This is a genomic window from Terribacillus aidingensis (genome assembly GCF_040703035.1).
Lineage (GTDB): Bacteria > Bacillota > Bacilli > Bacillales > Amphibacillaceae > Terribacillus.
In genome coordinates this window covers 3,552,276-3,576,432 of sequence record NZ_CP159996.1, presented here as the reverse complement: position 1 = coordinate 3,576,432, position 24,157 = coordinate 3,552,276, and the positions used below count along the sequence as shown (strand labels likewise).

General features: G+C 44.9%; 24 protein-coding genes and 1 tRNA gene. 4 read left to right on the top strand and 21 right to left on the bottom strand.

The window, feature by feature from the left end:
* Positions 1 to 243 precede the first annotated feature (243 nt).
* The 13 genes from lysS to spoIIE form a co-directional block, all read right to left on the bottom strand.
* Positions 244 to 1,743 (bottom strand): lysine--tRNA ligase, encoded by a 1,500-nt coding sequence (gene lysS / locus ABXS78_RS18415; protein ID WP_366249986.1) that lies wholly within the window; start codon positions 1,741 to 1,743, stop codon positions 244 to 246.
* Positions 1,744 to 1,891: 148 nt separating this feature from the next.
* Entirely contained in the window at positions 1,892 to 2,881 is a 990-nt protein-coding gene (dusB, locus tag ABXS78_RS18410; RefSeq protein WP_366248430.1) for a tRNA dihydrouridine synthase DusB, read from the bottom strand.
* 26 nt (positions 2,882 to 2,907) lie between these two features.
* The gene (gene folK / locus ABXS78_RS18405; protein ID WP_366248429.1) at positions 2,908 to 3,405 is read right to left on the bottom strand and encodes a 2-amino-4-hydroxy-6-hydroxymethyldihydropteridine diphosphokinase; all 498 of its coding nucleotides are present in this window, start codon (positions 3,403 to 3,405) and stop codon (positions 2,908 to 2,910) included.
* Complete coding sequence (gene folB / locus ABXS78_RS18400) at positions 3,402 to 3,764, bottom strand: dihydroneopterin aldolase (RefSeq protein ID WP_095224726.1); 363 nt, start codon at positions 3,762 to 3,764, stop codon at positions 3,402 to 3,404. The genes folK and folB overlap by 4 nt, the downstream gene beginning before the upstream one ends.
* A 3-nt stretch (positions 3,765 to 3,767) precedes the next feature.
* A complete protein-coding gene (folP, locus tag ABXS78_RS18395) occupies positions 3,768 to 4,583 on the bottom strand; it encodes a dihydropteroate synthase (RefSeq protein WP_366248428.1) in 816 nt (271 codons plus the stop codon).
* A gap of 96 nt (positions 4,584 to 4,679) precedes the next feature.
* Positions 4,680 to 5,603 carry a cysteine synthase A gene (gene cysK, locus ABXS78_RS18390; RefSeq protein WP_366248427.1) on the bottom strand — a complete coding sequence of 308 codons (924 nt, stop codon included), beginning with the start codon at positions 5,601 to 5,603 and terminating at the stop codon, positions 4,680 to 4,682.
* An 88-nt stretch (positions 5,604 to 5,691) separates the two neighbouring features.
* A complete protein-coding gene (gene hslO, locus ABXS78_RS18385) occupies positions 5,692 to 6,561 on the bottom strand; it encodes an Hsp33 family molecular chaperone HslO (protein WP_366248426.1) in 870 nt (289 codons plus the stop codon).
* A gap of 155 nt (positions 6,562 to 6,716) precedes the next feature.
* The gene (gene ftsH / locus ABXS78_RS18380) at positions 6,717 to 8,765 is read right to left on the bottom strand and encodes an ATP-dependent zinc metalloprotease FtsH (protein ID WP_366248425.1); all 2,049 of its coding nucleotides are present in this window, start codon (positions 8,763 to 8,765) and stop codon (positions 6,717 to 6,719) included.
* Between the two features lie 116 nt (positions 8,766 to 8,881).
* Entirely contained in the window at positions 8,882 to 9,433 is a 552-nt protein-coding gene (gene hpt / locus ABXS78_RS18375; RefSeq protein ID WP_095224721.1) for a hypoxanthine phosphoribosyltransferase, read from the bottom strand.
* Positions 9,426 to 10,844: a tRNA lysidine(34) synthetase TilS gene (gene tilS, locus ABXS78_RS18370; protein ID WP_366248424.1), complete on the bottom strand. Its 1,419-nt coding sequence runs from the start codon at positions 10,842 to 10,844 to the stop codon at positions 9,426 to 9,428. The genes hpt and tilS overlap by 8 nt, the downstream gene beginning before the upstream one ends.
* Positions 10,845 to 10,906: 62 nt before the next feature.
* Positions 10,907 to 11,821, bottom strand: coding sequence for a serine/threonine-protein kinase (locus tag ABXS78_RS18365; protein ID WP_366248423.1), 915 nt, complete (start codon positions 11,819 to 11,821; stop codon positions 10,907 to 10,909).
* Positions 11,802 to 12,536 (bottom strand): vWA domain-containing protein, encoded by a 735-nt coding sequence (locus tag ABXS78_RS18360; RefSeq protein WP_095224718.1) that lies wholly within the window; start codon positions 12,534 to 12,536, stop codon positions 11,802 to 11,804. Before ABXS78_RS18360 ends, ABXS78_RS18365 begins: the two co-directional genes overlap by 20 nt.
* A 65-nt stretch (positions 12,537 to 12,601) precedes the next feature.
* Positions 12,602 to 15,061: a stage II sporulation protein E gene (gene spoIIE / locus ABXS78_RS18355; RefSeq protein WP_366248422.1), complete on the bottom strand. Its 2,460-nt coding sequence runs from the start codon at positions 15,059 to 15,061 to the stop codon at positions 12,602 to 12,604.
* Positions 15,062 to 15,456: 395 nt separating this feature from the next.
* On the opposite strand from spoIIE, the gene ABXS78_RS18350 reads away from it, so the two are divergent.
* Both ABXS78_RS18350 and ABXS78_RS18345 read left to right on the top strand, forming a co-directional pair.
* Entirely contained in the window at positions 15,457 to 15,903 is a 447-nt protein-coding gene (locus ABXS78_RS18350) for a MarR family transcriptional regulator (protein ID WP_366248421.1), read from the top strand.
* Positions 15,900 to 17,402: a DHA2 family efflux MFS transporter permease subunit gene (locus ABXS78_RS18345; RefSeq protein WP_366248420.1), complete on the top strand. Its 1,503-nt coding sequence runs from the start codon at positions 15,900 to 15,902 to the stop codon at positions 17,400 to 17,402. Before ABXS78_RS18350 ends, ABXS78_RS18345 begins: the two co-directional genes overlap by 4 nt.
* Positions 17,403 to 17,439: 37 nt before the next feature.
* On the opposite strand, the gene ABXS78_RS18340 is transcribed toward ABXS78_RS18345, so the two are convergent.
* Positions 17,440 to 18,015 carry a histidine phosphatase family protein gene (locus ABXS78_RS18340; protein ID WP_366249985.1) on the bottom strand — a complete coding sequence of 192 codons (576 nt, stop codon included), beginning with the start codon at positions 18,013 to 18,015 and terminating at the stop codon, positions 17,440 to 17,442.
* A 129-nt stretch (positions 18,016 to 18,144) separates the two neighbouring features.
* On the opposite strand from ABXS78_RS18340, the gene ABXS78_RS18335 reads away from it, so the two are divergent.
* Positions 18,145 to 18,218, top strand: a tRNA-Met gene (locus tag ABXS78_RS18335).
* A 145-nt stretch (positions 18,219 to 18,363) separates the two neighbouring features.
* Here ABXS78_RS18335 and ABXS78_RS18330 read toward each other — a convergent pair.
* The 7 genes from ABXS78_RS18330 to ABXS78_RS18300 form a co-directional block, all read right to left on the bottom strand.
* The gene (locus ABXS78_RS18330; RefSeq protein WP_095224711.1) at positions 18,364 to 18,780 is read right to left on the bottom strand and encodes a S1 domain-containing RNA-binding protein; all 417 of its coding nucleotides are present in this window, start codon (positions 18,778 to 18,780) and stop codon (positions 18,364 to 18,366) included.
* Positions 18,781 to 18,854: 74 nt separating this feature from the next.
* On the bottom strand, positions 18,855 to 19,235 hold the full coding sequence (locus ABXS78_RS18325; RefSeq protein ID WP_095224710.1) for a septum formation initiator family protein: 381 nt from the start codon (positions 19,233 to 19,235) through the stop codon (positions 18,855 to 18,857).
* A gap of 7 nt (positions 19,236 to 19,242) precedes the next feature.
* Positions 19,243 to 19,842: a spore cortex biosynthesis protein YabQ gene (yabQ, locus tag ABXS78_RS18320; protein WP_366248419.1), complete on the bottom strand. Its 600-nt coding sequence runs from the start codon at positions 19,840 to 19,842 to the stop codon at positions 19,243 to 19,245.
* Positions 19,839 to 20,123, bottom strand: a complete 285-nt coding sequence (gene yabP / locus ABXS78_RS18315; protein WP_095224708.1) for a sporulation protein YabP — start codon at positions 20,121 to 20,123, stop codon at positions 19,839 to 19,841. Before yabP ends, yabQ begins: the two co-directional genes overlap by 4 nt.
* Positions 20,124 to 20,183: 60 nt before the next feature.
* On the bottom strand, positions 20,184 to 20,441 hold the full coding sequence (locus ABXS78_RS18310) for an RNA-binding S4 domain-containing protein (RefSeq protein ID WP_038562415.1): 258 nt from the start codon (positions 20,439 to 20,441) through the stop codon (positions 20,184 to 20,186).
* Between the two features lies 1 nt (position 20,442).
* Positions 20,443 to 21,759: a MazG family protein gene (locus tag ABXS78_RS18305; RefSeq protein ID WP_366248418.1), complete on the bottom strand. Its 1,317-nt coding sequence runs from the start codon at positions 21,757 to 21,759 to the stop codon at positions 20,443 to 20,445.
* Positions 21,756 to 23,336, bottom strand: a complete 1,581-nt coding sequence (locus ABXS78_RS18300; RefSeq protein ID WP_366248417.1) for a polysaccharide biosynthesis protein — start codon at positions 23,334 to 23,336, stop codon at positions 21,756 to 21,758. The genes ABXS78_RS18305 and ABXS78_RS18300 overlap by 4 nt, the downstream gene beginning before the upstream one ends.
* A gap of 125 nt (positions 23,337 to 23,461) precedes the next feature.
* On the opposite strand from ABXS78_RS18300, the gene ABXS78_RS18295 reads away from it, so the two are divergent.
* Positions 23,462 to 23,980, top strand: coding sequence for an MFS transporter (locus tag ABXS78_RS18295; RefSeq protein WP_366248416.1), 519 nt, complete (start codon positions 23,462 to 23,464; stop codon positions 23,978 to 23,980).
* Positions 23,981 to 24,157: the final 177 nt, after the last annotated feature.

Sequence of the window (24,157 nt, the reverse complement as noted above, 5' to 3'; positions counted from 1 at the left end):
TTATCACGTTTTAACTTGCGTTGTCAACATGTTTTTCGTTCTTGTTTTTCATGTTTGTCGCTTCGTTTGAAGCAACTCTAATAATTTACCACGGAAGTAAAGGCATTGCAATAGTTTTTTTAAATAAATGTAAAACAATCTTACAAACTGTTATAAAGCATTATCCCGCATTCGTTAGCATTCTATGCAAATGCCTATATAAAGGTGAAAAGAAGAAGGGCAATATAACCCTTCTTCTTTCTATTAGGAACGATTGCGCATTTGCGGGAACAGCAATACGTCCCGGATGGACGGAGCATTTGTTAACAGCATGATCAGGCGGTCAATACCAATACCCAATCCTCCTGTAGGCGGCATACCATACTCAAGGGACTCCAAGAAATCCTCATCCATTTCATGTGCTTCATCATTGCCTTGTTCTTTTTCTTTCATTTGTGCTTCGAAACGCTCACGCTGATCGATTGGGTCGTTCAGCTCGGAGAATGCATTTCCATGTTCTCTCCCTACAATAAATACTTCAAAGCGATCCGTGAAACGCTCATCTTCTGGATTCTTCTTCGCAAGCGGAGAAATCTCAACTGGATGACCGAAAATGAAGGTCGGCTGAATAAGCTTGTCCTCTACGCGCTGTTCAAAGAATTCATTTACAATATGGCCGAACGTCATTGTATCTTTAATATCAATACCATTTTCCTTCGCTAGAGCTTTCGCCTCTTCGTCGCTCATTTGCTTCCAGAAATCAACACCTGTGTATTCTTTGACTGCATCTACCATGTGCAGACGTTTCCACTTCGGTTCAAGATTGATTTCATACTCACCATAAGGAATCACAGTTTTACCAAGTACGTCTTTTGCTACATGGGCAATCAGGTTCTCTGTCAATTCCATGATTGTATCCATATCACCATACGCTTCGTATAGTTCGAGCATTGTGAACTCAGGGTTATGGCGTGTAGATACACCCTCGTTACGGAATACACGTCCGATTTCGTACACTTTCTCCAATCCGCCAACGATAAGACGTTTCAGGTGCAGTTCAATCGCTATACGCATATAAAGCGGTATATCCAATGCATTATGATGGGTAATGAATGGACGAGCTGCCGCTCCACCCGGAATGCTGTGCATTAGTGGCGTTTCCACTTCTAAGTATCCAATATCATCTAGATAACGGCGGATACTTTGGATGATCTTACTGCGAGTGATGAATGTCTGCTTCGATTCCGGATTTACGATCAAATCAAGGTAGCGTTGACGATAGCGCTGCTCGATGTCAGTCAAACCATGGAATTTATCAGGAAGCGGACGAAGTGCTTTGGAAAGGATATCGAAAGAAGTCGCCTTAACAGAAAGCTCTCCTACATTCGTTTTGAACATTACACCAGTAACACCAACGATGTCACCTAGATCTGCACTGCTGAATAGCTCATACGCTTCGTCACCAACCTGGTCTTTACGAACATAAAGTTGGATTTGACCGCTCAAGTCCTGCAAGTGAGCAAAACCCGCTTTACCTTTTCCACGTTTTGTCATAAGACGGCCAGCAATCGTTACTTCCTCTTTCTTCTCTTCCAATTCTTCCTTACTGAAAGCATCAAAAGCCGCAACTAGCTCTTCTGTTTGATGTGTGCGCTCGAATCTGGCGCCGAACGGGTTATAGCCTTGATTCATAAGCTGTTCCATCTTATCGCGGCGCACCTGCATCTGATCGTTTAATTCTTCACTCATCCTATTCACTCCCATTTCTTCTATATTCAATCTCTAACATGCTAAAAAAACTGCCAGCTTGGCTGGCAGTATCGTTCGTCCTCGTATAATGCGAGGCTTATCGCATTGCTACCTCGTATTAGTATAGAAAAGCAGCCATGCTGTGTCAATAAAGCACGCCCGATTAAAACATTGCCATAGAAGCTTCCGCTTGGTCTGCAAAATCGTAAAGCAGATCAGCCATGTCTTCTTTTGTGGTTGCTTCATTAATCAATTTTCGTACTTTGCCAGTGCCATCCAACCCTTTCAGATACCAGGCAGCATGCTTACGCATTTCCATGACCGCTACTCTCTCACCCTTCAAACGAATCAAACGTTCCATGTGCAGCACACATACATCGATCTTCTCACGAGGCCTTGGTTCCTCCAGCAGCTCGCCTGTTTCCAAATAATGAACAGTTCTATATATCATCCACGGATCCCCAAGGGCAGCTCGCCCGATCATAACTGCGTCAACACCCGTTTCCTCCAATCGCTGCTTTGCGATTTGGGGGGTTGTAATATCGCCATTCCCGATAACAGGAATAGAAACAGATTCCTTCACTTGGCGAATGATATCCCAGTTAGCAAGTCCTTCATAATGCTGCTCGCGTGTACGGCCATGCAATGCGACTGCTGCCGCTCCTGCTTCTTGCAGTGCTTGTGCATTCTCTACTGCATAGATCGTACTGTCGTCCCAGCCTGTCCGCATCTTAACAGTTACCGGCTTACCTACTTCTTTTACAACCGCAGATACCATTTCATGAATCTTCTCCGGCTGAAGGAGCCAGCGCGAACCCGCCATGTTCTTAGTGATCTTTGGTGCTGGACAACCCATATTAATATCAATAATGTCAGCTGTCGTATTCTGATCGACGAATTTAGCAGCTTCCACCAGTGTATCCGGGTTAGCTCCGAAGATTTGCAAGCTCATCGGCTTTTCCTGTTCATCTATATAAAGCATGTTCATCGTTTTGGCGTTACGAGTCACGATGCCGTTGTCACTGATCATTTCTGCACATACGATACCCGCTCCGAATTCCTTTACAGTCAATCGGAAAGCTGAGTTACTGATACCAGCCATCGGCGCCAATACTACTCGGTTCTTAATGGTGATATCACCGATTTTGAACAACGTTTCTACCTCCCATTCAGTTTTTACTATATATTTAAAGAACCCCAGTTCCTAACGCCTTGCACATCTTGAGCTGGCAATGCATCCAGCCATTCCTGCACTTTTTTGCCCTCAAGGAGCAGTTCAGGAGCTATTTCAGCTAAAGGCACTAATACAAAAGCTCGCTCATGCATGCGTGGATGGGGAAGGATAAGTTCATCAACATTCATATTTTCAGTACTATAAAGCAAAATGTCAAGGTCTACCGTCCGCGGCCCCCAGCGAATGATCCGCTTTCGACCCAACTCCTTTTCGATACTCTGACAGATATGCAGCAGCTCTAGTGGCTCCAAGCTTGTTCCAACCTCCGCAACTAAGTTCAGGAACTGATCTTGGTCCTCATAGCCTACTGGATCCGTTTCATATACCGTTGATATCTGTTTCAATTCTATTCCCGAGTGCTCCTTAAGCATTTGGACAGCCTGCTGTAAGTAAGCCTCTCTTGGGGCTATATTAGATCCCAGTGCAATCCACGCCTGTTTCATAGACGCTCCCGCCGAATTTCCACCGCCACTGATTCATAATGCCCTGCGATTGGAGGGTTTGGCTTGATAACCTTCACTGTGCACGCTTCCAACAGAGAGAATGAAGCAAACAATTGCTTAGCAATCTCTTCTGCAACTGCCTCTATTAAGTTCTTTGCTCGTCCTTCCACAACATCTTTGATAACCTCAAACGCCTGACCATAATGAATCGATTGCGTCATATCATCCGATTCGCCAGCTTTACGCAGGTCAAGTTCCAATACAGCATCTACGGTGAAACGCTGACCAAGCTTATTTTCTTCCGGAAATAAACCATGATAACCGTAAAATTGTAAGTTGTTCATATATATCTTATCCATCTTTTACTCCTTCCCAACTAACGCATCCATCATCTTTACGATACGTGCTGTCTGTTTCACTTCATGTACACGGACCATATGTATGCCCTTGGTAATACCAAACGCTGTCGTAGCTGCAGTTCCTTCATCCCGTTGATCTGCAGGCAGATCAAGTACGGTACCGATGAATCTTTTTCGCGATGTACCGAGAAGGACTGGGTAACCCATTGCCGTGATTTTATCTAACTCACGCATAGCAGACATATTTTCATCAAAGGACTTAACAAATCCAATACCCGGATCAAGCCATATATCCTCTGGCTTAACACCAGCATCAAGAGCGATCTGGATACTTTCCTCCAAATCCGCAATCATATCTGGAAGTAAATCGGTATAATTCGCTTCCTCACGATTGTGCATCAAGATGATTGGAACACCCAAACGCGCTGCTACATTTGCCATATCGGGGTCGAACTTCGCTCCCCATATATCGTTTATAATGGATGCACCCGCTTTTATAGCAGCTTCTGCTGTCTTCGCTTTATATGTATCAATGGAAATCGGCAAATCCACTGCTTCACTAATGGCCTGTATGGCTGGTACGATACGTGCGATTTCTTCATCTGCTGATACTGGGTCATACCCCGGCCGGGTTGACTCCCCACCAATATCTAAAATATCCGCTCCCTCAGCAGCAAGCTTTTGCGCTTGCTTAACAGCAGCCTCTACATTCGTATAACTGCCTCCGTCCGAAAAGGAATCCGGTGTCACATTAATGATTCCCATTACAAGTGTTTGCTTAGAAAGATCATATTCTTTATTACCTATTATACGTTTCATATAACGTCAACCTCTCGTTTCACTATCTTTCTAGTGTACACGAATCCGTACATAAAAAAACACCCCTGCCTATGATGGGCAGGGGCTTTCCGTTCATTAGTCTTCGAATTGGTATAGCGGTGTAGAAAGGTAGCGCTCACCGTTACTCGGAACGACAGCCAATACTTTCTTACCCGGTCCAAGCTCTTTTGCAACCTTCTTGGCAGCAAAGATGGCAGCTCCTGTAGAAACACCGCCCAGCAAGCCCTCTTTAGCAGCTGTTTCTCTGGCAGTCGCATACGCTTCTTCATTCTCTACTTGAATGATTTCAGAGTAAATATCCGTATCCAGGATGGATGGAACAAAACCTGCACCAATACCTTGGATTTTATGCGGTCCGGGCTTTCCGCCTGAGAGAACAGGAGAACTTGCCGGTTCTACCGCGATGATGCGGATATCTTTATTCAATTCTTTCAGGACTTGACCTACTCCTGTAATCGTACCGCCTGTCCCGATTCCAGCTACAAACGCATCAAGGTCGCCTCCGAATTCAGCTGCGATCTCCTTACCTGTCGTACGGGCATGGATAGCAGGGTTCGCTTCGTTCTTGAACTGCTGCGGCATGAAATAGCCATGTTCCTTTTGCAATTCTTCCGCTTTCTGAATAGCACCTTTCATTCCTTCCGCTCCTGGAGTCAATACGAGCTGCGCTCCATAAGCACGAAGAAGGTTACGTCGTTCCATACTCATCGTATCAGGCATTACAAGAATTGCCTTATAGCCTTTAATAGCTGCTACTAAGGCAAGACCGATTCCGGTATTACCACTGGTCGGTTCAATGATTGTGTCGCCCAGCTTCAATCTGCCGTTTTCTTCCGCATCTTCAATCATTGCAAGTGCAATCCGATCCTTAACAGATCCGCCTGGATTTTGGAATTCCAGCTTTACATAAATCTCGGCACTATCACTGTCCGCTGTACGATTAAGCTTAACGATTGGTGTATTTCCGATCAATTCAGAAATGGATGATGCAATTGCCATGATTATTCCCCCTAATTCCCACTATTTTAATTGGATTTATTTAACTGTAAGCAAAATATTGCTAAAAGTCAAACCAAATGAGAAGGGTTTATCGAAGCAGTGCCTTCAATTCATCTTCCGTAAACGTATACGTTTCATTACAGAAGTGGCAGTTAGCCTCCGCACCATGATCTTCATCAATCATTGCTTGGATCTCTTCATTACCGAGACTCTTAATTGCATTCTGGATGCGGTCTTTTGAGCACTGACAAGTAAAGCTAACCGGCATAGTGTCCAGGAAGTTGATATTTTCTTCTCCTATCAGCTTCTCAAGGATTTGCTCCGGTGTATTTCCTTCTCTGATCAGTGTGGAGATTGGGGCAATAGAGCTGATCCGCTCTTCCAATTGCGTAATGATTGTATCATCCGCTCCAGGCAGCACTTGCAAAATAAAGCCGCCGGCAGCAAGGATGGTATGATCCGGATTAACCAATACTCCCGCACCTACCGCAGAAGGTACCTGCTCGGAGTTTGCGAAATAATAGGTGAAGTCCTCTCCAATCTCTCCAGATACAATCGGTACTTGACCAGTAAACATTTCTTTCAGACCAAGATCTTTCGCTACACTCAATGTTCCGACAGTACCTACAGCACGAGAGACATCCAGTTTACCGATGGAGTTCAGTTCAAAGTCGACATGCGGATTCGTGATATATCCTCTCACTTCACCTTTTGCATTGCTGTCTACAATGATAGGTCCGACTGGTCCGTCGCCTTCAACCTTTACTGTCAGCTTGTCTTCTCCTTTAAGCATTACACCCATCATCGTACTTATTGTCAGCGTACGTCCAAGTGCTGCCGATGCAGTTGCCCACGTATCGTGACGGCGGCGTGCTTCTTCCACTAATTCTGTCGATTGTATTGCATAAGCACGGATATTACCGTTAAATCCTGTCGCTTTAATTAAATAATCACCCATAAGAGCAATGTCACTCCTTCTATATATATCGACCATATCGGCCTATTTTTTCCACAAGGTATTGCTTATCTTATCATAATCCCGCTGGTAAATCCTTTTATATGTTTACTATACCCAAACAAAGAAAAAGGCCTCCCAAAAGGAGACCTTTTCTTTTATGCTTTTGGACGATTATCTGAATCATCATTTGTTCGCGGATTTTCCTCAGGTATACCTGACTGATCCGGCGATTTGGAAACATCTTCGTCGATAGCTGTGTCATCAGACGGAGCTGCTCCATTTTCTTCCTGCGGCTGAATTGTGACAGTTACATCGTCGTCACTATCCTTCAGCAGGCTTGTTTTCTTCTCTGATTTTGTGCGTTCAGCGGCAACCTCATCCTCCGTAGGAAGGCGTCCTTTATCAAACAATGTTTGGATTTGGAAAGCATCTAATGTTTCGATCTCAAGGAGTGTTTGGGCAATAAGCTCAAGCTTCTCTTTATTTTCAGTAAGAATCTGCTTCGCACGTGCATAACACTGATTGATGAAGTTCTGTACTTCCTGATCGATCTCATAAGCAATTGCTTCACTGTACGTTTGTTCATTCTGAATATCACGGCCGAGGAATACATTTCCGCCGCTGCTTGTGAACTGCAACGGTCCAATCTTATCACTCATACCGTATTCTGTAACCATCTTACGGGCAATACCTGTTGCACGCTGGAAGTCATTATGTGCTCCGGTACTTACTTCACCGAAGATGACTTCTTCTGCAACACGTCCGCCGAGCAATCCGGTGATTTTATCAAGCAATTCGGGCTTGGTCATGAAATAGCGATCTTCTCTTGGAAGCATGACAGCATAACCGCCAGCTTGGCCACGAGGAACGATTGTTACTTTATGCACCATATCAGCATCATCAAGCACCATACCGATCACGGTATGACCGCTCTCATGGTAAGCAACGATATTACGTTCTTTCTTGGAGATGACTCGGCTCTTCTTCGCAGGACCTGCAATGACACGGTCGATCGCTTCATCAACGTCGTCCATGATAATTTGCTTACGGTCACTTCGTGCGGCTACTAGTGCAGCTTCGTTCAAGAGGTTCTCCAAATCCGCTCCGGAGAATCCTGGAGTACGCATCGCGATTGTACGCAGATTAACGGACTCATCAAGCGGTTTGTTGCGAGCATGTACTTTCAGGACTGCCTCACGTCCGCCTAGGTCAGGACGGTCAACTGTAATTTGACGGTCGAAACGGCCAGGGCGAAGAAGGGCTGGGTCAAGAATGTCTGCACGGTTTGTTGCAGCAATGATGATGATTCCTTCATTTGCACCGAAACCATCCATTTCAACAAGCAATTGGTTCAATGTCTGCTCACGCTCATCGTGACCGCCGCCTAAACCGGCTCCACGCTGACGTCCCACAGCATCAATCTCATCGATAAAGATGATACATGGTGCGTTTTTCTTAGCATTTTCAAACAAATCACGTACACGGGATGCACCGACCCCTACAAACATCTCTACAAAGTCCGAACCACTAATAGAGAAGAACGGCACGCCTGCCTCTCCTGCTACCGCACGAGCAAGCAATGTTTTACCTGTACCCGGAGGACCTACAAGGAGGACACCTTTCGGGATACGTGCTCCTACTGCAGAGAATTTACGCGGATCTTTTAGGAAGTCGACAACTTCGACAAGCTCTTGCTTCTCTTCGTCGGCTCCAGCTACATCACGGAATTTAACTTTCTTCTTCTCTTCATTGTACATCTTCGCCTTACTCTTACCAAAGTTCATCACTCGGCTGCCTCCGCCTTGTGCCTGACTCATGAAGAACAAGAAGATTAATACAAGCAGCAAGATAGGGAAGAGGGTTGTCAGTAGAGTCTGCCAGAAACTTGGCTGCGGCTCTTCATCTGCATTCATCTTAACGCCTTGTTCATTTGCCGTATTGATGATTTCACTCATCAGCTGTTCATTCTGAGGTATCTCAGTCTGGAACTGCTTGTTATCTTCCGTCTCACCTCTTACCGTATAGATATTGTTAGTAGGCTGGACGGTCATGCTTTGTATATCACCACTCTCAAGCGTGGTTCTAAACTTGTTAATGTCATACTGTTCGATTTCGTTCGTCTGATTCTTGAATAAGTTGATCACACCTATAATGACTACAAAAATAATTATAACCATTAAGGTATTACGGAACACTTTGCTCATTGCCTACCTCCTCCCAAACGAGAAAACTATAGTAAATACTACCATATGCAAAACCTGCTATACAACTAAATACCCTTTACCTTATGTAAAAGGAAGATGATCCATACCGGTACCGATTATTCGGTACGGGCGCCGCCATACACTTCCGGTTTCAAAACACCGATATACGGCAAATTACGATATTTCTCCTGATAATCCAAACCATATCCGACAACGAATTCATTTGGCACACGGAAACCGACCAAGTCCGCCTGGATCTTCGCCGTACGTCCTGAAGGTTTATCAAGAAGCGTGACGATTTTAATCGACTTTGCTTTCCGGTATTTGAATAAATCAACCAGATAGCTCAATGTGAGACCGCTATCGATAATATCCTCGATGATCAAAAGATCTCTGCCTTCCACTTTTGTATCCAAGTCCTTGACGATTTTCACTTCACCAGAAGATGTCATGCCGCCGCCGTAGCTGGACACATCCATGAAATCCATCTCCAGATGTGTATCCATATGACGGAGTACATCGGACATGAACGGAAGGGCGCCTTTCAATACGCCAATAGCAAGCGGGAAGGAATCCTTGTATTCCTCTGTAAGCTGCTTCCCGATCTCAGCGCATTTTGCTTCGATCTCTTCCTTTGTAATCAGTACTTTCTCAATCTCATCATGCATTGCTCGGTCCTCCTGTTTGTTCCCCTTTTTTCGCTTGGTAGCACAGACGCAAATAGCTGCCTGATTCTCCTGTTGTTCTGCCTGTTTCCCCTTTTCTTAAACCGATAAGCCATAAAATAGTGCCAGTCGCATCCTCCACAATCGGCCAGTCCCGCCTTTTAACAGCAGGAATTTTTTCATCAATGAAAATATCTTTTACTTTTTTGGTCCCTCTCATTCCGCGCAGCTTCATTTTGTCGCCATTTTTCCTTGTACGGACCTGTAAAGGCAAGGTAACATCCGCAAGGGGCAGTACGAAGTCGTGGGAACCGTTTTCGGTTGAGTGTGGGGTAAAAGAAGCCGATAATAGAGATCCATCAGGTAACGTGACGCATCCGGGAGCGTGAAATGTATAATGGAATAAGTCCTTTGCCTCATTACGAAAAGATACCGTCATTCGGCTATAGGACTTTGTCAGTTGTAATCCTGCCGGAAAATCTAAAGAGCTGTTTGCTTTAGAGCTAGCTATCAGTTCAAAGAACTGCGCTTCGTGCCGATGGTGCAAGTCCACCGGAAGCGCTTGATACAGATACATCAATATTAGATGATACACTCTTCTTTGTAAAGCAATCGGGTATGTAAGAAATCGGTCTATTTCAAAGGCTGCCGCCTGTTTCCCGGCATCATATTCCACCAATTCTGCAAACATCTCCGCGGCCTGTCCCTCCAGATAAGCTTCATCTGCTTTAAGCGCTTCGCTAAAGCGCTGCGCATGCTGATGGAAGGTCGGGAATTCCTTCTTTATCGGATCCAGTACACGGTGACGGAAGAAATTACGCGTATAATCCTCTGATGCATTTGACGGATCGATACGATATGGTATGTCATGCTGTTCACAATATTGTTGAATTTGGGCTTTGCTGCACGACAGCATCGGACGGATGAGTTCTCCGCCAGCGAATGGCCGCTTGATATCCATGCCGCTGACTGCAGAAGGATTAGATCCCCGTGCCAGCCGCATCAGGATGGTTTCTGCCTGATCGTCCCCATGATGGGCAAGAAACAAAGCGTCTGCATCAAAACGCGACATGCACTCCTCGAAATAGCTGTAGCGCATTTCCCTGGCTGCAACCTGGGTGCTTTGCTGATGTGCTTCCTTCCATCCCGGAACGTCTAAAGTTACAGCTTCCGATACAATCCCCCATTTTTCGCATATTTCTTTTACGAATACCGTGTCTAACCTGGATTCTTCGCCCCGTAAACCATGGTCGACACTTAAGGCAATGATGTGCCAATTTCGCCGCTGCTTCTGTTCCTTCAGGAAATGAAGCAATGCCATTGAATCGGGTCCGCCAGATACACCAGCCAGGATAGTCGAACCTTCCTTCCATAAACCATGTCTGTCCATAAATGCTGTCACAGTATGTTCCATTTTCCGTCATCCTTATGTAGTTGCTGCTTTTATCGTACCACTTATGCTGCGAGACAAAAAGTTTATTGCAGCAGATAAAGGACATAGCAAGCAATGCCATAGACACTTAATACGACACACTCTCCCAAACCGGTCTTGCGCCTATTGCTCTTCGCTACTCGGGAAGGAGTTGCTGCCGGTGCAGGAGCCTTCCTCCTCATAAGATGCTTTACCAGATCCTGCTTCATCGCAGCGCTGTCTGAATATTTGCCTGTCAAAGCCTTATCCAGGATTGGCCGCAGTTTTTCAGCACGGGATAGCGCCGCCCTTATGGCTGCTTTCGGTGTATCTCCTTTCAGAAATCTTCCGCCATTCACAATTTCCAAGGCTGTCATAGCAAGTGCAAATAGATCGTATGAGGGTTCTGCTTTCCTGCTTCCCATACCCCAGTGTCCTCGGTCATAAAACTCGGTATATTCCTTGATTGCCCTGCCTTTCTGTGTTGTCCCTCCTACATCTACCCACCGAAGCCGAACAGGGTTTTCACAAACAACCAAATTATCAAGCTTCAAATCACCGAAAACCCAACCTGCTTGATGGAGGTGATCCAAATCCTCCAGCAATCCCAGCAGCAATACCGGCAGCCACTCCGAACCTTTTGCTTTTATGTATGTATCAAGTTTGCTTCCCTGAATATATTCCATCACATAAAAGGTATACAGTTTGCCGCTTGGACTGACATAATCATCGCTATCAAACAAACAAGGTCCTAGGAAATGTCCCTGGACCTTTTTCAGCGATTGCAGTACATTGATTTCCATCGTCATTGAGGTACGTTTATCACTGATTTTCAAGGCGGCATCGACGCCGTTTCTTTTTGTCAGATAAACAGTGCCGATTGCTCCGCTGCCAAGTTTTCGTATCAGCGGATAGTTTCCTTTATGCCATTTGCCCGTCAAACGGATACCGGGTTGTAAATCAGCTGCCGAATTCTTCATATTCAGCTATCCCGTCTGTACGCTTTGGCAGAGATTTGCGGCTGAATTCGTGAATTGCTTCCCGCAGCGCAGGCCCTGTCGGTGTGACTCCGCCTGTAGCAAGCTTCGGAAAAACAGAAGACACGTTTTCCAGTCGCTCCGTCCACTCCATCACTTTGACTGCAGGATCCCTTTTTCCAGGGAAACCAAGTATGGCAAACTTATTATTGCCAAGGCGTGCATTCATACTAATGGAAAGATCGATCAGCGCCTCCTTTACTACAGGAAGCTTATGGTGCATGCTGGCACTCGTATCTACAAGTATAAGCACTTCCAGATTAGCCGTTTCACTTATTTCCTCAACGACTTCCAGTACATCGCCCCTTTTTTCCGGCGGCAAATCGTCCAATGAATTACCTGGCCCTAAGATTTGCTTTAATTCCCGATTAACGACCCCCTCGATCGTCTGGGTCATTGCCTGTTTTGTCACCATTTGGACTGTCTCTGTCAAAGCTTGCTTATAAATCAACTGACTGACACCGCCCCCTGCTTTAGCAATGTTCTCCACTTCTTCGAGGCTAAGTGAATGTTCCGTATGCCCCTCCTCCAGAATACCGATTACATTAACCGTAATGTGTTGGGCATAAGCCAAGGCAGCGACCGCTGCTGGATCTTCGCCGCGGTTGGAGCATCCATCTGTGATCAGCAGGATCTGTTTCAGCGTACTCGGTTTCATCGTTATCCCTCTTCTCCAATTCGTTATCTTCATCATCGACGGGAAAGAGAGATAATATACGTTCGCTATGCCTCCTTCACTTTGTTTTTATAAGTAGGGATGGAAGCCCATTCCGGCATATTGCGATCAATTGCTGCCACCATGACAGTCATGTCATCCTCTATTTCTCCAGCACGGTGGCGAACAACCTCTTCCAGGAGCAAATCTGCCATCTCCTGCGGCACAGTTGTATTCATCTCCTTGATCTTCCGCTTCAGCCAGATATCCGTGTTCTCCACATGCCGCGGAGCCTCAAAGATTCCGTCACTCATCATGACGAGCAAGTCACCCGGCTGCAGCTGCTCCTGTACGACGTCCACCTCCAGATCCTGTACGATGCCGATCGGTAAGTTGCCCGACTCTATTTTAAGGACCTGATCACCGCGCTTAATGAAGCTAGGTGTCGATCCGATTTTAAGGAATTGGACTGCTGCGTCATGCAAATCGATGACTGCCAGATCCAATGTTGCGAATATCTCTTCGTTGGAGCGGAGCGAGAGGATGGAATTGATCGATTTGATTGCCACTTCTTCTCTGATGCCTGATTGCAGAATCTGCTGAAGCAGCCGTAATGTCTCGGTGCTTTCCTCATGTGCTCTGTCTCCATTGCCCATACCATCACTGATTGCAATCGCGTACTTGCCCGCCCCTAGTTCGATCGTGGAAAAACTGTCTCCAGATACGAACCCCCCACCTTTTGCCGCATGTGCAACACCTGTATCCACGACGAATTTCTTAATGGAAGAGAACGCCAGGAAACAGAACTTATCCGGAAACGGCGCTATTTCTTCCTTCGTTACGACGACAGTCTCCCCCAGAATGTCGGATAAAATAGGGCCGATTAGCTTTTGCCCCTCGCCATGGTATCCTTGTATAGATACATGCATCTCAATATCGATGCTCCCTTTCGTCAGGGAGAATACATCCAGCTTGTCCACGACTAAGCCAGCCGCCCGCAAAGCAGCCATCATCTCCACCTCTTGATGCTCATGGTTCTCCTTTTCCTTGACGATCTCCTTTGCAAAGTCGCCCATAACCTCGGATACACCGTTAAGCTGATCGGCAACAAAGCGACGGCTTTCCTGCACCTGCCGCCGCAGCATCTGATTAGCTTGATGGAAACTCAGCTCATGCTTCATCGTTTCAATCACTTTCTTCGATTTGACACAGTGGGACTCCAAGTTCCGCTCCAGCAGTTTATTCGGAGGCCCTCCGTCCTCCATATCCTCTTTCAGACTCTCCATTAATTGATAGGTTCGATCAAACTGCTGTGCGCCCCAGCAGCGATCCTTTTTGAAGCACAGCTGGCATGTCTGCTCGGTCACATTGCCAAGCAGAAAATCAGTCTCTCGATTCCGCACATCCTCTGCCTCCCGATCAGGCGTAGCGAAGCTCTTCGCCAATGCATCAAACACATTGGAGAACTGCTGCACGCGATTAGCCGTAACGTCGCGTACCTTTTGAAGATATTGCTCCTGTTCCTGGCTGTGCTCAGCAGTGCCAGGAACGAAACGGGACATACGCCGGATCCAGCTGTCCGGCGTCAAAACGAGCAGCAGAATACTAATAGCCGATGCAAGCAAGGATGGATATACCTCCTGCATGCCCTGCTCCTGCCCATACACACCGATAAGTAATGTTCCTATAATAAGACCGATGCTCACCCCGAATTTTTTCCCGTCCTTTAATAAGCCGCCAAGCAGACCAGCAAAGGCTAAGAGGCTCATCTCATAGAGACTTGCAACATTGGCGAGACTGAGAATCAAGCCGGCAACTACCCCAACAGTCGAGCCCATTGCCGCCCCGCCGATCAAAGCCAGCAGCAATACGAAGTAGCGGGAGAATATCTGCTCCACTCCAGCCCCTTGGATCTGCCAGCCAATCGTGCCGGTGAGTACTGAGGCTAGCAAAATGATCAAGCAGACTATCTCTTCATTTTTTAATGCCGGATAATATCTTTTGATGGATAATAACGGAATGCTTTGCATAAAGATGATAAAGAGTACAGAACCAAGAATTCCTTCGACGCCGATCATCATCCAGTCAAAGCTGGTCAAGGTGTTTTCATAGGAGAGTGCCAGCATCCTCGGGAGGGAACTTGCCAGAAAGACGAGTACAGCCATGACCCGAATTTGATGCGGTATCTTCTTACTAATCATGGCAAGGAAATAAAGTACGAATGCTGTACCTGCTATATATAGTCCATGTGTCCAATGATAGGTTCCCGCACCAGCGATTGTTGCCAATGTGATTGGCACCATTCTCTTTCTTCTTGTCAGCCAGATAGATGCCAGGAATGCTGCCGCAAATGGGGAGACAGTGGTCAGTACGACAGCCCGTCCAAGCAAGAAGCCTACTAAAGCCAAAAGCCATGCCTTCTCTATCAATAGAAGTTTCGCCAGATCGAATCCCTTCTTCTTCCAATTTTCCAACCGCTTCTGCTCCACTCCGTAAATGCCCCATTTCTTTCTTGATACTGTCTCCATTTCATTAACACTCCTATCCTATCCTCATATTTACCGAGGCTCTGTGTACATACTATGGTAATCCCCGGGACAAACTCTTATTTGAATATAGTCATTTAACCACATCCCATATTCATAATTTGTCAAAAGAACCGAGCGTGACTTAAAAACATTTCGACTTAATCCCATACCTTCTCACCGGCTTCAACACGACTTGGACAGCTTAAGCTTTTTTGCGGCATTTTTCCCTGTCGTATTTAGCTCTGGTTTCGTAAGTCTTGTCAGAAAACTTTTATTTTTTATAGGAAGCGTTTTCCATAAAACTTCTATATTGCATTTTTGTGAAAGAGGAGTAGAATAGTTCCTACTGAAACAGTTCGCATACGAACTATTTTTTTGTTGAGGGGATGACAACTTTGACTGATGAGGAAAAAATCAGCCAAGTGATCCAATCGTTTCGATGTCTGAATCAAGCTTTTCATAAGCAATTTTGGCATAATGCTGATCAATTAGGTGTGACTGTCGTTCAACTGCACATCCTGAAAGTATTAGCGGACGAGCCCGGAACTGGCTTGAACGACCTTGCCCAAAAGGTGAATGGAAGCAAGAGTACAGTAAGCGAAACGGTTGAAAGGCTTGTTAAAGCTGAATTGGTGAAACGAGAGCGCTCTACCCATGACCGCCGCGCAATCGTTCTGTCACTAACTCCAAAGGGACTGGAGCAGAAAAAGACAGCCTACCGAACCTATTTGCAAAGACTGGGGAACATTTCAGACTTCAGCACGGAGGAAGTGGAGACTTTATTGTCTCTTCACAGCCGTTTGCTGAAAAAGATAACAACTCAAGGAGATGAAACAACATGAAAGATCGTTCAGCCTATGTTAATCCAGAATCATTAACCAGAGGCCCGATAGTCGCTATCTTGGTTTTGGGTGCTTTCGTAGCTATCCTGAACCAGACACTGATGAACATCGCGTTACCTGTCATGATGGTGGATTTGGATATAGAAGAAAACTCAGCACAATGGCTGACAACAGCATTTATGCTGGTAAATGGTATTTTAATTCCGATTACTGCCTTCTTTATGGAAAGATTCACAACTCGTAAGCTATTTATCACTGCAATGAGCTTGTTCGCAATCGGAACACTTATTTGTGGAGTCGGACCTGATTTTACAACAATCTTAATCGGTCGTATCGTACAAGCAGCCGGCGCTGGTATCATGATGCCATTGTTATTCAATACTGTATTGAGCCTTTACCCAATTGAAAAACGAGGAAGCGCCATGGGTGTAATCGGTCTAGCGATGATGTTCGCACCTGCAATCGGACCTACACTTTCTGGTTTTGTAGTTGAGCACGTATCATGGAGATGGTTATTCTTCATCATTCTGCCTATCGCTATCATCGATATCATTCTTGCAGTATTCATCCTGCGAAATGTAACGAAAACTCAGAAATCATCAGTTGATGTCTTATCCGTCATCCTTTCCACCATCGGATTCGGCGGCTTGTTGTATGGCTTTAGTGTTGCCGGAGATAAAGGCTGGGATTCCGCACCGGTTATCACTACACTTGTAGTGGGTGGTATATCCTTACTCATCTTCATCATCCGACAATTGACAATCAAAAAACCAATGCTCGAGTTCCGTGTATTCAAATACTGGATGTTCTCTCTATCGACTACAATCAACGTCGTTATTACAATGGCTATGTTTGCAGCGATGCTATTGATCCCGATTTTCACACAGAATATGCTAGGTTATTCACCGCTTAAATCAGGTCTATTGCTACTGCCTGGTGCTCTGGTTTCTGCGATCATGTCGCCGATTACTGGTAAATTGTTTGATAAGATCGGTGCTCGTCCGCTGGCATTGATCGGACTATTGATTACAACAATCACAACTTACTTCCTAAGTACGTTGTCTATTGATACAACTTACACGTATATGATGACTGTCTATACCTTCCGTATGATCGGTGTATCCATGGTTATGATGCCAATTATGACAGCTGGTTTGAATCAACTTCCTAAACGGTATTACGCTCACGGTACAGCGATGGCGAACACACTTCGTCAGATGGCAGGTGCAATCGGTACTGCATTGCTGGTTACTGTGTTCTCTACTCAAACAAAGGAACACGTTACAGACCTGATGACGTCTGGCACACCGCAGCAGCAAGCTACATTGCTAGGTTCCATTGAAGGTATCAATGATGCCTTCTGGATTGCTACACTTATCGCAGCTGTCGGTTTCATCCTTTCCTTCTTCCTGAAAAAGGTTCGCCCTGCAGATGAGATTGAACAGGAACAATCAACAGCTACTACAACACCTGTCGGAAAACCTTCCGAAACGCATTAATAGAAAAACCTGCATCCGTAATGGATGCAGGTTTTTTTTATATATTGGCCAGATGTTCGGAAAGGTTATAATCATGTACCTTCCACTTTTCTTCGATAAACTGGATATTGCTCAAGCAAGCGTTGACTAGATGTGTATTTTCAGTATCAATTTCTCCATTTGAGATAGTAGATAGTATGGCTGAGATGACGGCGCCATGACAAACGAGCAGCACCTTCTTATCACCGTACTTCGCATTCACTTCCCGCAAAGCCAGCATGACACGTTCTACTAAGTCCTCCCATGATTCCATACCAGGGAAGTCCCAGCTAGGATACTTTGCCTCCCGTTCTGCCCGAGTCAGTCCCTCTGCCTCGCCAAAACCTCTTTCAACGAAACCTTCCATCTCTACAAGCGGCAGCTGTAATGCTTCATTAAGAATATCAGCTGTCTTTCTGGCCCGCTTCATTGGACTTGCTATGATCAGATCAAAATCACTTCCTGCCAGATAATCACGAGTAGCTTGCGCCTGTCTGATTCCTCTTTCATTCAGTGGTATATCTGTACTCCCCTGTACTTTTCCTAGTTTATTCCAATCTGTTTCTCCATGCCTGACAAGACAAATCATCCTGATCCCCTCCCCTAATCTATAGTCTTACTATACCGTATTTTTCCTGTTAATCGTTATCGATAAAATTGTTGTTGACATATAGTCCAGGCTATTGTATTATATTCCTTGTGCTTCTAAACAATTCATTTATATGGCGGTGTAGCTCAGCTGGCTAGAGCGTACGGTTCATACCCGTGAGGTCGGGGGTTCGATCCCCTCCGCCGCTATCCCTAAACAAGGAATGCAAATCGCATTCCTTGTTTTTTTGTATATATATTTACATAAAAAAATCGGATGCTTTTTTGCATCCGATTCATTATTTTATATCTCAAGATTTGCATTTTATCAAATCCCAATATATAGACAGCAAGTTTAACCTTTTTTAGCGCCTCTGCCACCACGTTTTGATTCTGTGTGTTTCTTAAGGGACGCCAGACGGTCCTCTGAATCCTTCAAGAAGCGATTCATTTTTGCTTCAAAAGTTTCGGTGCGCTCACGATGACCGCCGCCATGTCCGGAACCTCTGTTGTTGTTATTACGACGTGCTGGTGGCGGATTATCTTTCGCTTTCTTGATAGAAAGTCCAATCTTTCCGTCCTTTTCATTAATGACTTTGACTGTGATCATATCACCAACAGACAAATGTTCATTAATGTCTTTCACGTAATTATCGGCAACTTCACTAATATGGACTAGACCGGTAGAACCTCCTGGCAGTTCTACGAATGCGCCAAAATTAGTAATTCCCGTTACCTTACCCTGATACTTGCTGCCTACTTCAATTGACATAAAAAAAATGCTCCTCCTTAAAGTTTGAAAGAAATATACTTCTTATATATTATATAAAAGCTTGGAAAAGGGTGTCAATAAGAGGGTTCCTCTTCGGTGATTTTAAAGATGGTTTCACCGTCTTTTGAATAGAAGTAGTTCGTTCTGGCAATTTCCAGTACATAACTCTTATCGTTCAAAAGTTCGATTTCCTCCTTGAGATCCTCTTCCTTCTTCTGCAAGCTGGCCAACTCTTCCTGCTTCTCTTTATATTCTGCTTGCTTAGAAGCATAAACACCTCGCTGATGAATATGATAACCTGTCATTAATCCAAGCAGAACAACTGCAAAAGCGGCGAACAAGATCAAACGCCGAAAGAGTCTTTTCTGTTTTTTTCGCTGCCGTTCCGTATATGCATCGTATTGTCTCGTGTAGTTGGACTCCATCTTCGTTACATTTCGTTTCTTTCTTGCCACGCCATTTTTACCTCCTTGCTCTGCGCAGTGAATCTAGTGCTTTCCTTGCTATATTCTTCATTTTACTATATATACCTGCTAATTTGGAGTAAATTTTTCTATGCTTACTTGGCGTCATTCTCCATACCAGCCGCCCGATCAGACGGATTGGATAGAAGAGGATAACCAAAACCAAACGTATCAATCTCCATATCAGGGTCACTATTCCTCCTGTCAGCAGCAGGAGCCCTTGCAGCAGCAAACGTATTGGTGTAAAGATAAGTACCTGTAAAATCCTTCTGACAATCAGGATAGTCCGCCGGATGACACGGATTAGCCATTCAAGCACTCGTCGATAACTTGTCTGGAATAAAGCTCTATATCCTGCAAAGCCACATAACAATGCTAAAAGTATATAAAAGCGCATTTCCCCCTGATTCACTTGAAACAGCAAGGAAAACAATAGCAACGTCTGCAGCAGCCAGAACCCGCATTCCATGATGTAACGCATGAAGACCTGCTTTTTCCAGTGTCGTTCGAAGCGGCGGAATGTATCCATGGCTGCGCCAAGATAAACCCCGCCGGCAATCATCGACACGATGGTGAGGAATTGGACAGTGAGCGTCATTTGAAGAGCTTGCTAAAGATTCCTTTAGCCTTCTCCCCATGATGCTCATCCAAATAGGATAGCTCTTGGATTTTGCCTTTGATTGATACCTTCCCCTCCTGCAGATCAAGGTTCTTCATATGCAGGTTGCTCCCGCGAATGATCATATAGCCCATCTCAGTCTGGAGCAGGAATTCTTCACTGTCGAAGCTGTCCACTTCCTTCACACCGCTGATCTCGAGCGATTTCCGATTGAACATCTTTATATCATGATCCGCTTGGGTTTTCCGGGTTTGATCCATCGTTACCGCCTCCCTTTATCCCTAACAATCTATGAAGGCAGGGACAAGGTTAGAACGGTTTTATTGTACAGGCTCTTCCTTTTTCACTGTGTACAGTGTCGCAGCATCTTCCTTCTTAACTGCTTCCTTCAGCTGCTGCACCTCGATCGTTAACAACTTCTGACCAAAACGGATCGCCATCTCATCACCAACAGCTACATTCGTTGAAGCCTTTGCCTGAACGCCATTAATAGTGATACGGCCTTGATCGGCCACTTCTTTTGCCAATGTCCGGCGTTTGATCAATCGTGAGACTTTTAGAAATTTATCCAAACGCATATCATTCACTTCCCTTATCCGTACTTTTCTTTCCCTCTATTGCTTGATGTAACGCAATTTCTGGATTTATTTTATAATAGCCCGCATAAGAAGCAATAGCAAACAGAAGCTCTCCAATGACATTTTCATCCACCTCTGCCACTGATGCTCTTCTGCTGAATTCAGCCAGCTGCTGCGCCAAATTAGATGGAGAAGGTTTCTGCTTGCCAATCTCTGCTGCTTTCATCAGCTCGGGCTGCATTGATTCTTCATTCTGATCAGGGTTATATTCTGCCTTTTCTTCCTGCTTGATAGCTTCCCAGCTCTTGCTCAGCTCTTCTTCAGTCTCCAGAACTGCCTCTCCGAAAACATGTGGATGACGGCGGATCATTTTTTCGGTCACACTTCGAATGACATCTTCAATAGAGAAATAACCATCATCTTCTCCAATCTGACTGTGCAGCATAACCTGGAGCAGTACATCTCCTAATTCCTCAATAAGATTTTCATCATCTTCCTTATTGATGGCATCAATAAGCTCGTAAGCTTCTTCAATCAAGTACTTCCTCAAGGATTCATGTGTTTGCTTTTGATCCCATGGACAGCCGCCCGGACCCCTCAGCGTCTGAATTACCTCACGCAATCGATAGAATTTGTGGTTCATCTCCAAAGATACTGCTGGCGGTACATACACACTCATCAAGTTACTGAATTCTACGCTCCTGTCCAGATCCTCCAGCATTACAGTCTTGATACTCTCATCCGAGCTGCCTACTGCATCCACAATCGTAATTGGATATTCCGGCGGTAAATCTTCCAATAACTCCAGTTTTACTTCCGATGCCACCATTTGATCATATACTTGGCAGAAAATGAGGTGTTGTCTGTATTCCAGCTCATCACGCTTGAATGACGTCGCATCGACGAATTGAAAACCATCAATAGGATCAATTCGCAGAGCAGAGAACAAATCATCCAAAAAGCTCTGCCCCCCAATAATCTTTACGTCCACTTCTTGCTGAGCAAGCAGCAGCTGAACTGTCATTTCTGCTAACATCGGATGACCGGGAACTGCATAAATCAATGACCCTTCTTCTGCTTGCCGAAACAAGCTGTTAGCTATCTCTTCATAAACCGATTGAAAATCAGGATAATTTTCGTAGATTTCGTCATAGGAATGGAACTCCACCCCTTCTTCCTCCAGTGTTCTGACGACAGGATGGTCCTTCGTTCTTACAAAGATTGGTTGTCCATGCTCTTTTAACTTCTTGTAGATTCCTAGTGACAACTGATTTATATCACCACCACCAAGACCGACAACTTCAATGGTATGTTTCATTTTTCTTTTCTCCCTTCTAAGCGCAGTAAATGTTTGCTGAACGGCAATGATTCTAACTCTGCCCGATTGAATGCCCCAGTCCTAATTAAGGTTATTCCATACAATAAAGCACCAGCCATAACCGCAAACAATACATACCCTAATAACAAAATTCGTGTTTTCACGTGAAACAATTCGACGGTAGCTACATATAAAAGTCCTACTGCGACAAGCATGAACAGCAATCCGACAAATAGACTTTTCCATGGAAGCTGGAATAATTTAATCTCCGGCAGATGCCGTTTAAGCAAATACATATTGCAAGCTAATATGCATGTTACAGTAATGACAGTCGCCAATGAAGCACCCAAGATGCCGTAAATCGGAACGAGCCATACATTCATAAACCACTTGAGAATAAAACCGGCCGCGATTATAGCAGCTGTCTGCTTCCATTTCCCTAAAGTCTCTAACATGGAAGCAGTAGTCAATGTGAGGGAACAAACAAAGATCGTCAGCGTGAATACTTGCAAAGAATATGTACCAACATCGTCCTTAAACAGCAATTCATTGACTAATGGGAGCAGAGCGACTAATCCAGCTGTAGCTGCAATTGATAACAGGAAGCTTAGTTTCCACCCGCTATGCAGCAAATGAAGGACCGCTTTCTTCTCACTGATCAGCTGATCCTTTGTTATAGACGGTACGAATGCTAATGCCAGGGAGGAGCCGACGACGATACCTAATTGTACTAGCGGCTGTCCGCGATCATATATCCCTTTCCATTCACGTGCTTCATCCAAACTCAAACCATGTGACAGCAATCCGGAAACGAGCGTAAAAGCATCGGCAAACTGCAATAACAGCAATAGCATATAGTTTAGACAAATAAAAAGGCCGTATACGAGGATCGTCTTTATGATATATCCCCACGGAAGCCGCTGCTCCACAGAAGAAATAATCGGTTCTCTTCTCATATAAAAGCTAAGTACTACAATACCAAAGCACGCCCCTGCTAAAGATGCCATTGCAGCTTTAGCTCCTATGTCATACAAATCACTCCCTGAACGGACAAGCAGGAAAGTGACAGCAAGAAGCAAACTTACGCGGACTAGCTGCTCCACTACTTGTGAAACAGCTGTCGGCGTCATATTCTGCTTTCCTTGATAAACGCCTCGCAGAATCGAAGTGAACGGAACTGCCAAGAAAATAAAAGCCGCTGCTTGGAGTGGTTTCACCAAAGCTTTATCGCCCATCGATTCGGCTATTTGCGGTGCTAGCATATACAGCAAAGCAAAGGTAATCACAGCCAGACCGAGCAAGAAAGTCCCTACCGGTAAATAGAACGAACGAAGAGACGGCGATGTGCTGCGATAACGATCAGCAACTAATCTGGACACAGCTGCCGGAATACCGTATAGAGCAAGGCTTGCCGCTATCCCAAGGAATGGATATACCTGCTGATAAATATAAAAGCCCTTATCGCCTACTATATTTTGAAACGGGACCCGATAGCCCGCACTTAAAATCTTACTGATCAAACCAGCGACCGCCAGCACAAAAGCACCGTGAAACAGCCGCTTCATCCCTAACCCCATTCAATGATTCCTCCAAACTTTTCCTATTGGGATTATACCATATGCCATATCCTGCTTTAACTTTGAGCAAGATTCAATACGACCTTCATCCATTAAGGATATATGCTGGATAAGAGGTGAACAGCATGTATATGGCAGTTATCAAAAATAAAAATGCAGTCTATTACTTTCTAGGTGGAGCAGTCTCCCACATCGGTGATATCCTATCCGGGTTGGCATTCCTGTTTCTTGCTTTTCGTATGACTGACTCTAGCATACATACAACAATTGTAGCCATTGCGGAAACTATGCCATACCTTCTCTTCGGATTATTCGGCGGAGCTTTAGCAGACCATATAAACAGAAGAAATATAATGGTAATCATAGACTTAATAAGACTGATCATCCTTACAATAATCATCTTTCTCTATCTACAGGATGGTCTGACCTACCCTTATCTTCTTGCAGGAAGTTTCTTGCTTCAATGCTGTGGATGCTTTTTCAATCCGGCTCACCGAGCTGTACTCCCTGAGATAATACCGGAAGAAGAACTACCTAACGCCAATAGTACCTGGGATACAATCCAACGTTCCGCTTCCTTAATGGGTCCGGTTCTCGCTGCTTGGCTGATTGCAAGTGCTGATATTATCTATTTTTTTTTATAGATGCAGCTTCCTATGCTATTAGTGCTCTCTGTCTTTCTCGTTTGCCGGCTATGGCTCCGACCGATAAGGAAGTCAGACTGTCTATCGCATCGCTTTATAGGTCACTATTTGATTTCTTTAAATGGGTAAGAAAAAAGCCTGCCCTAGTGCATCTATTCATTACTACCTTTTTCGTAG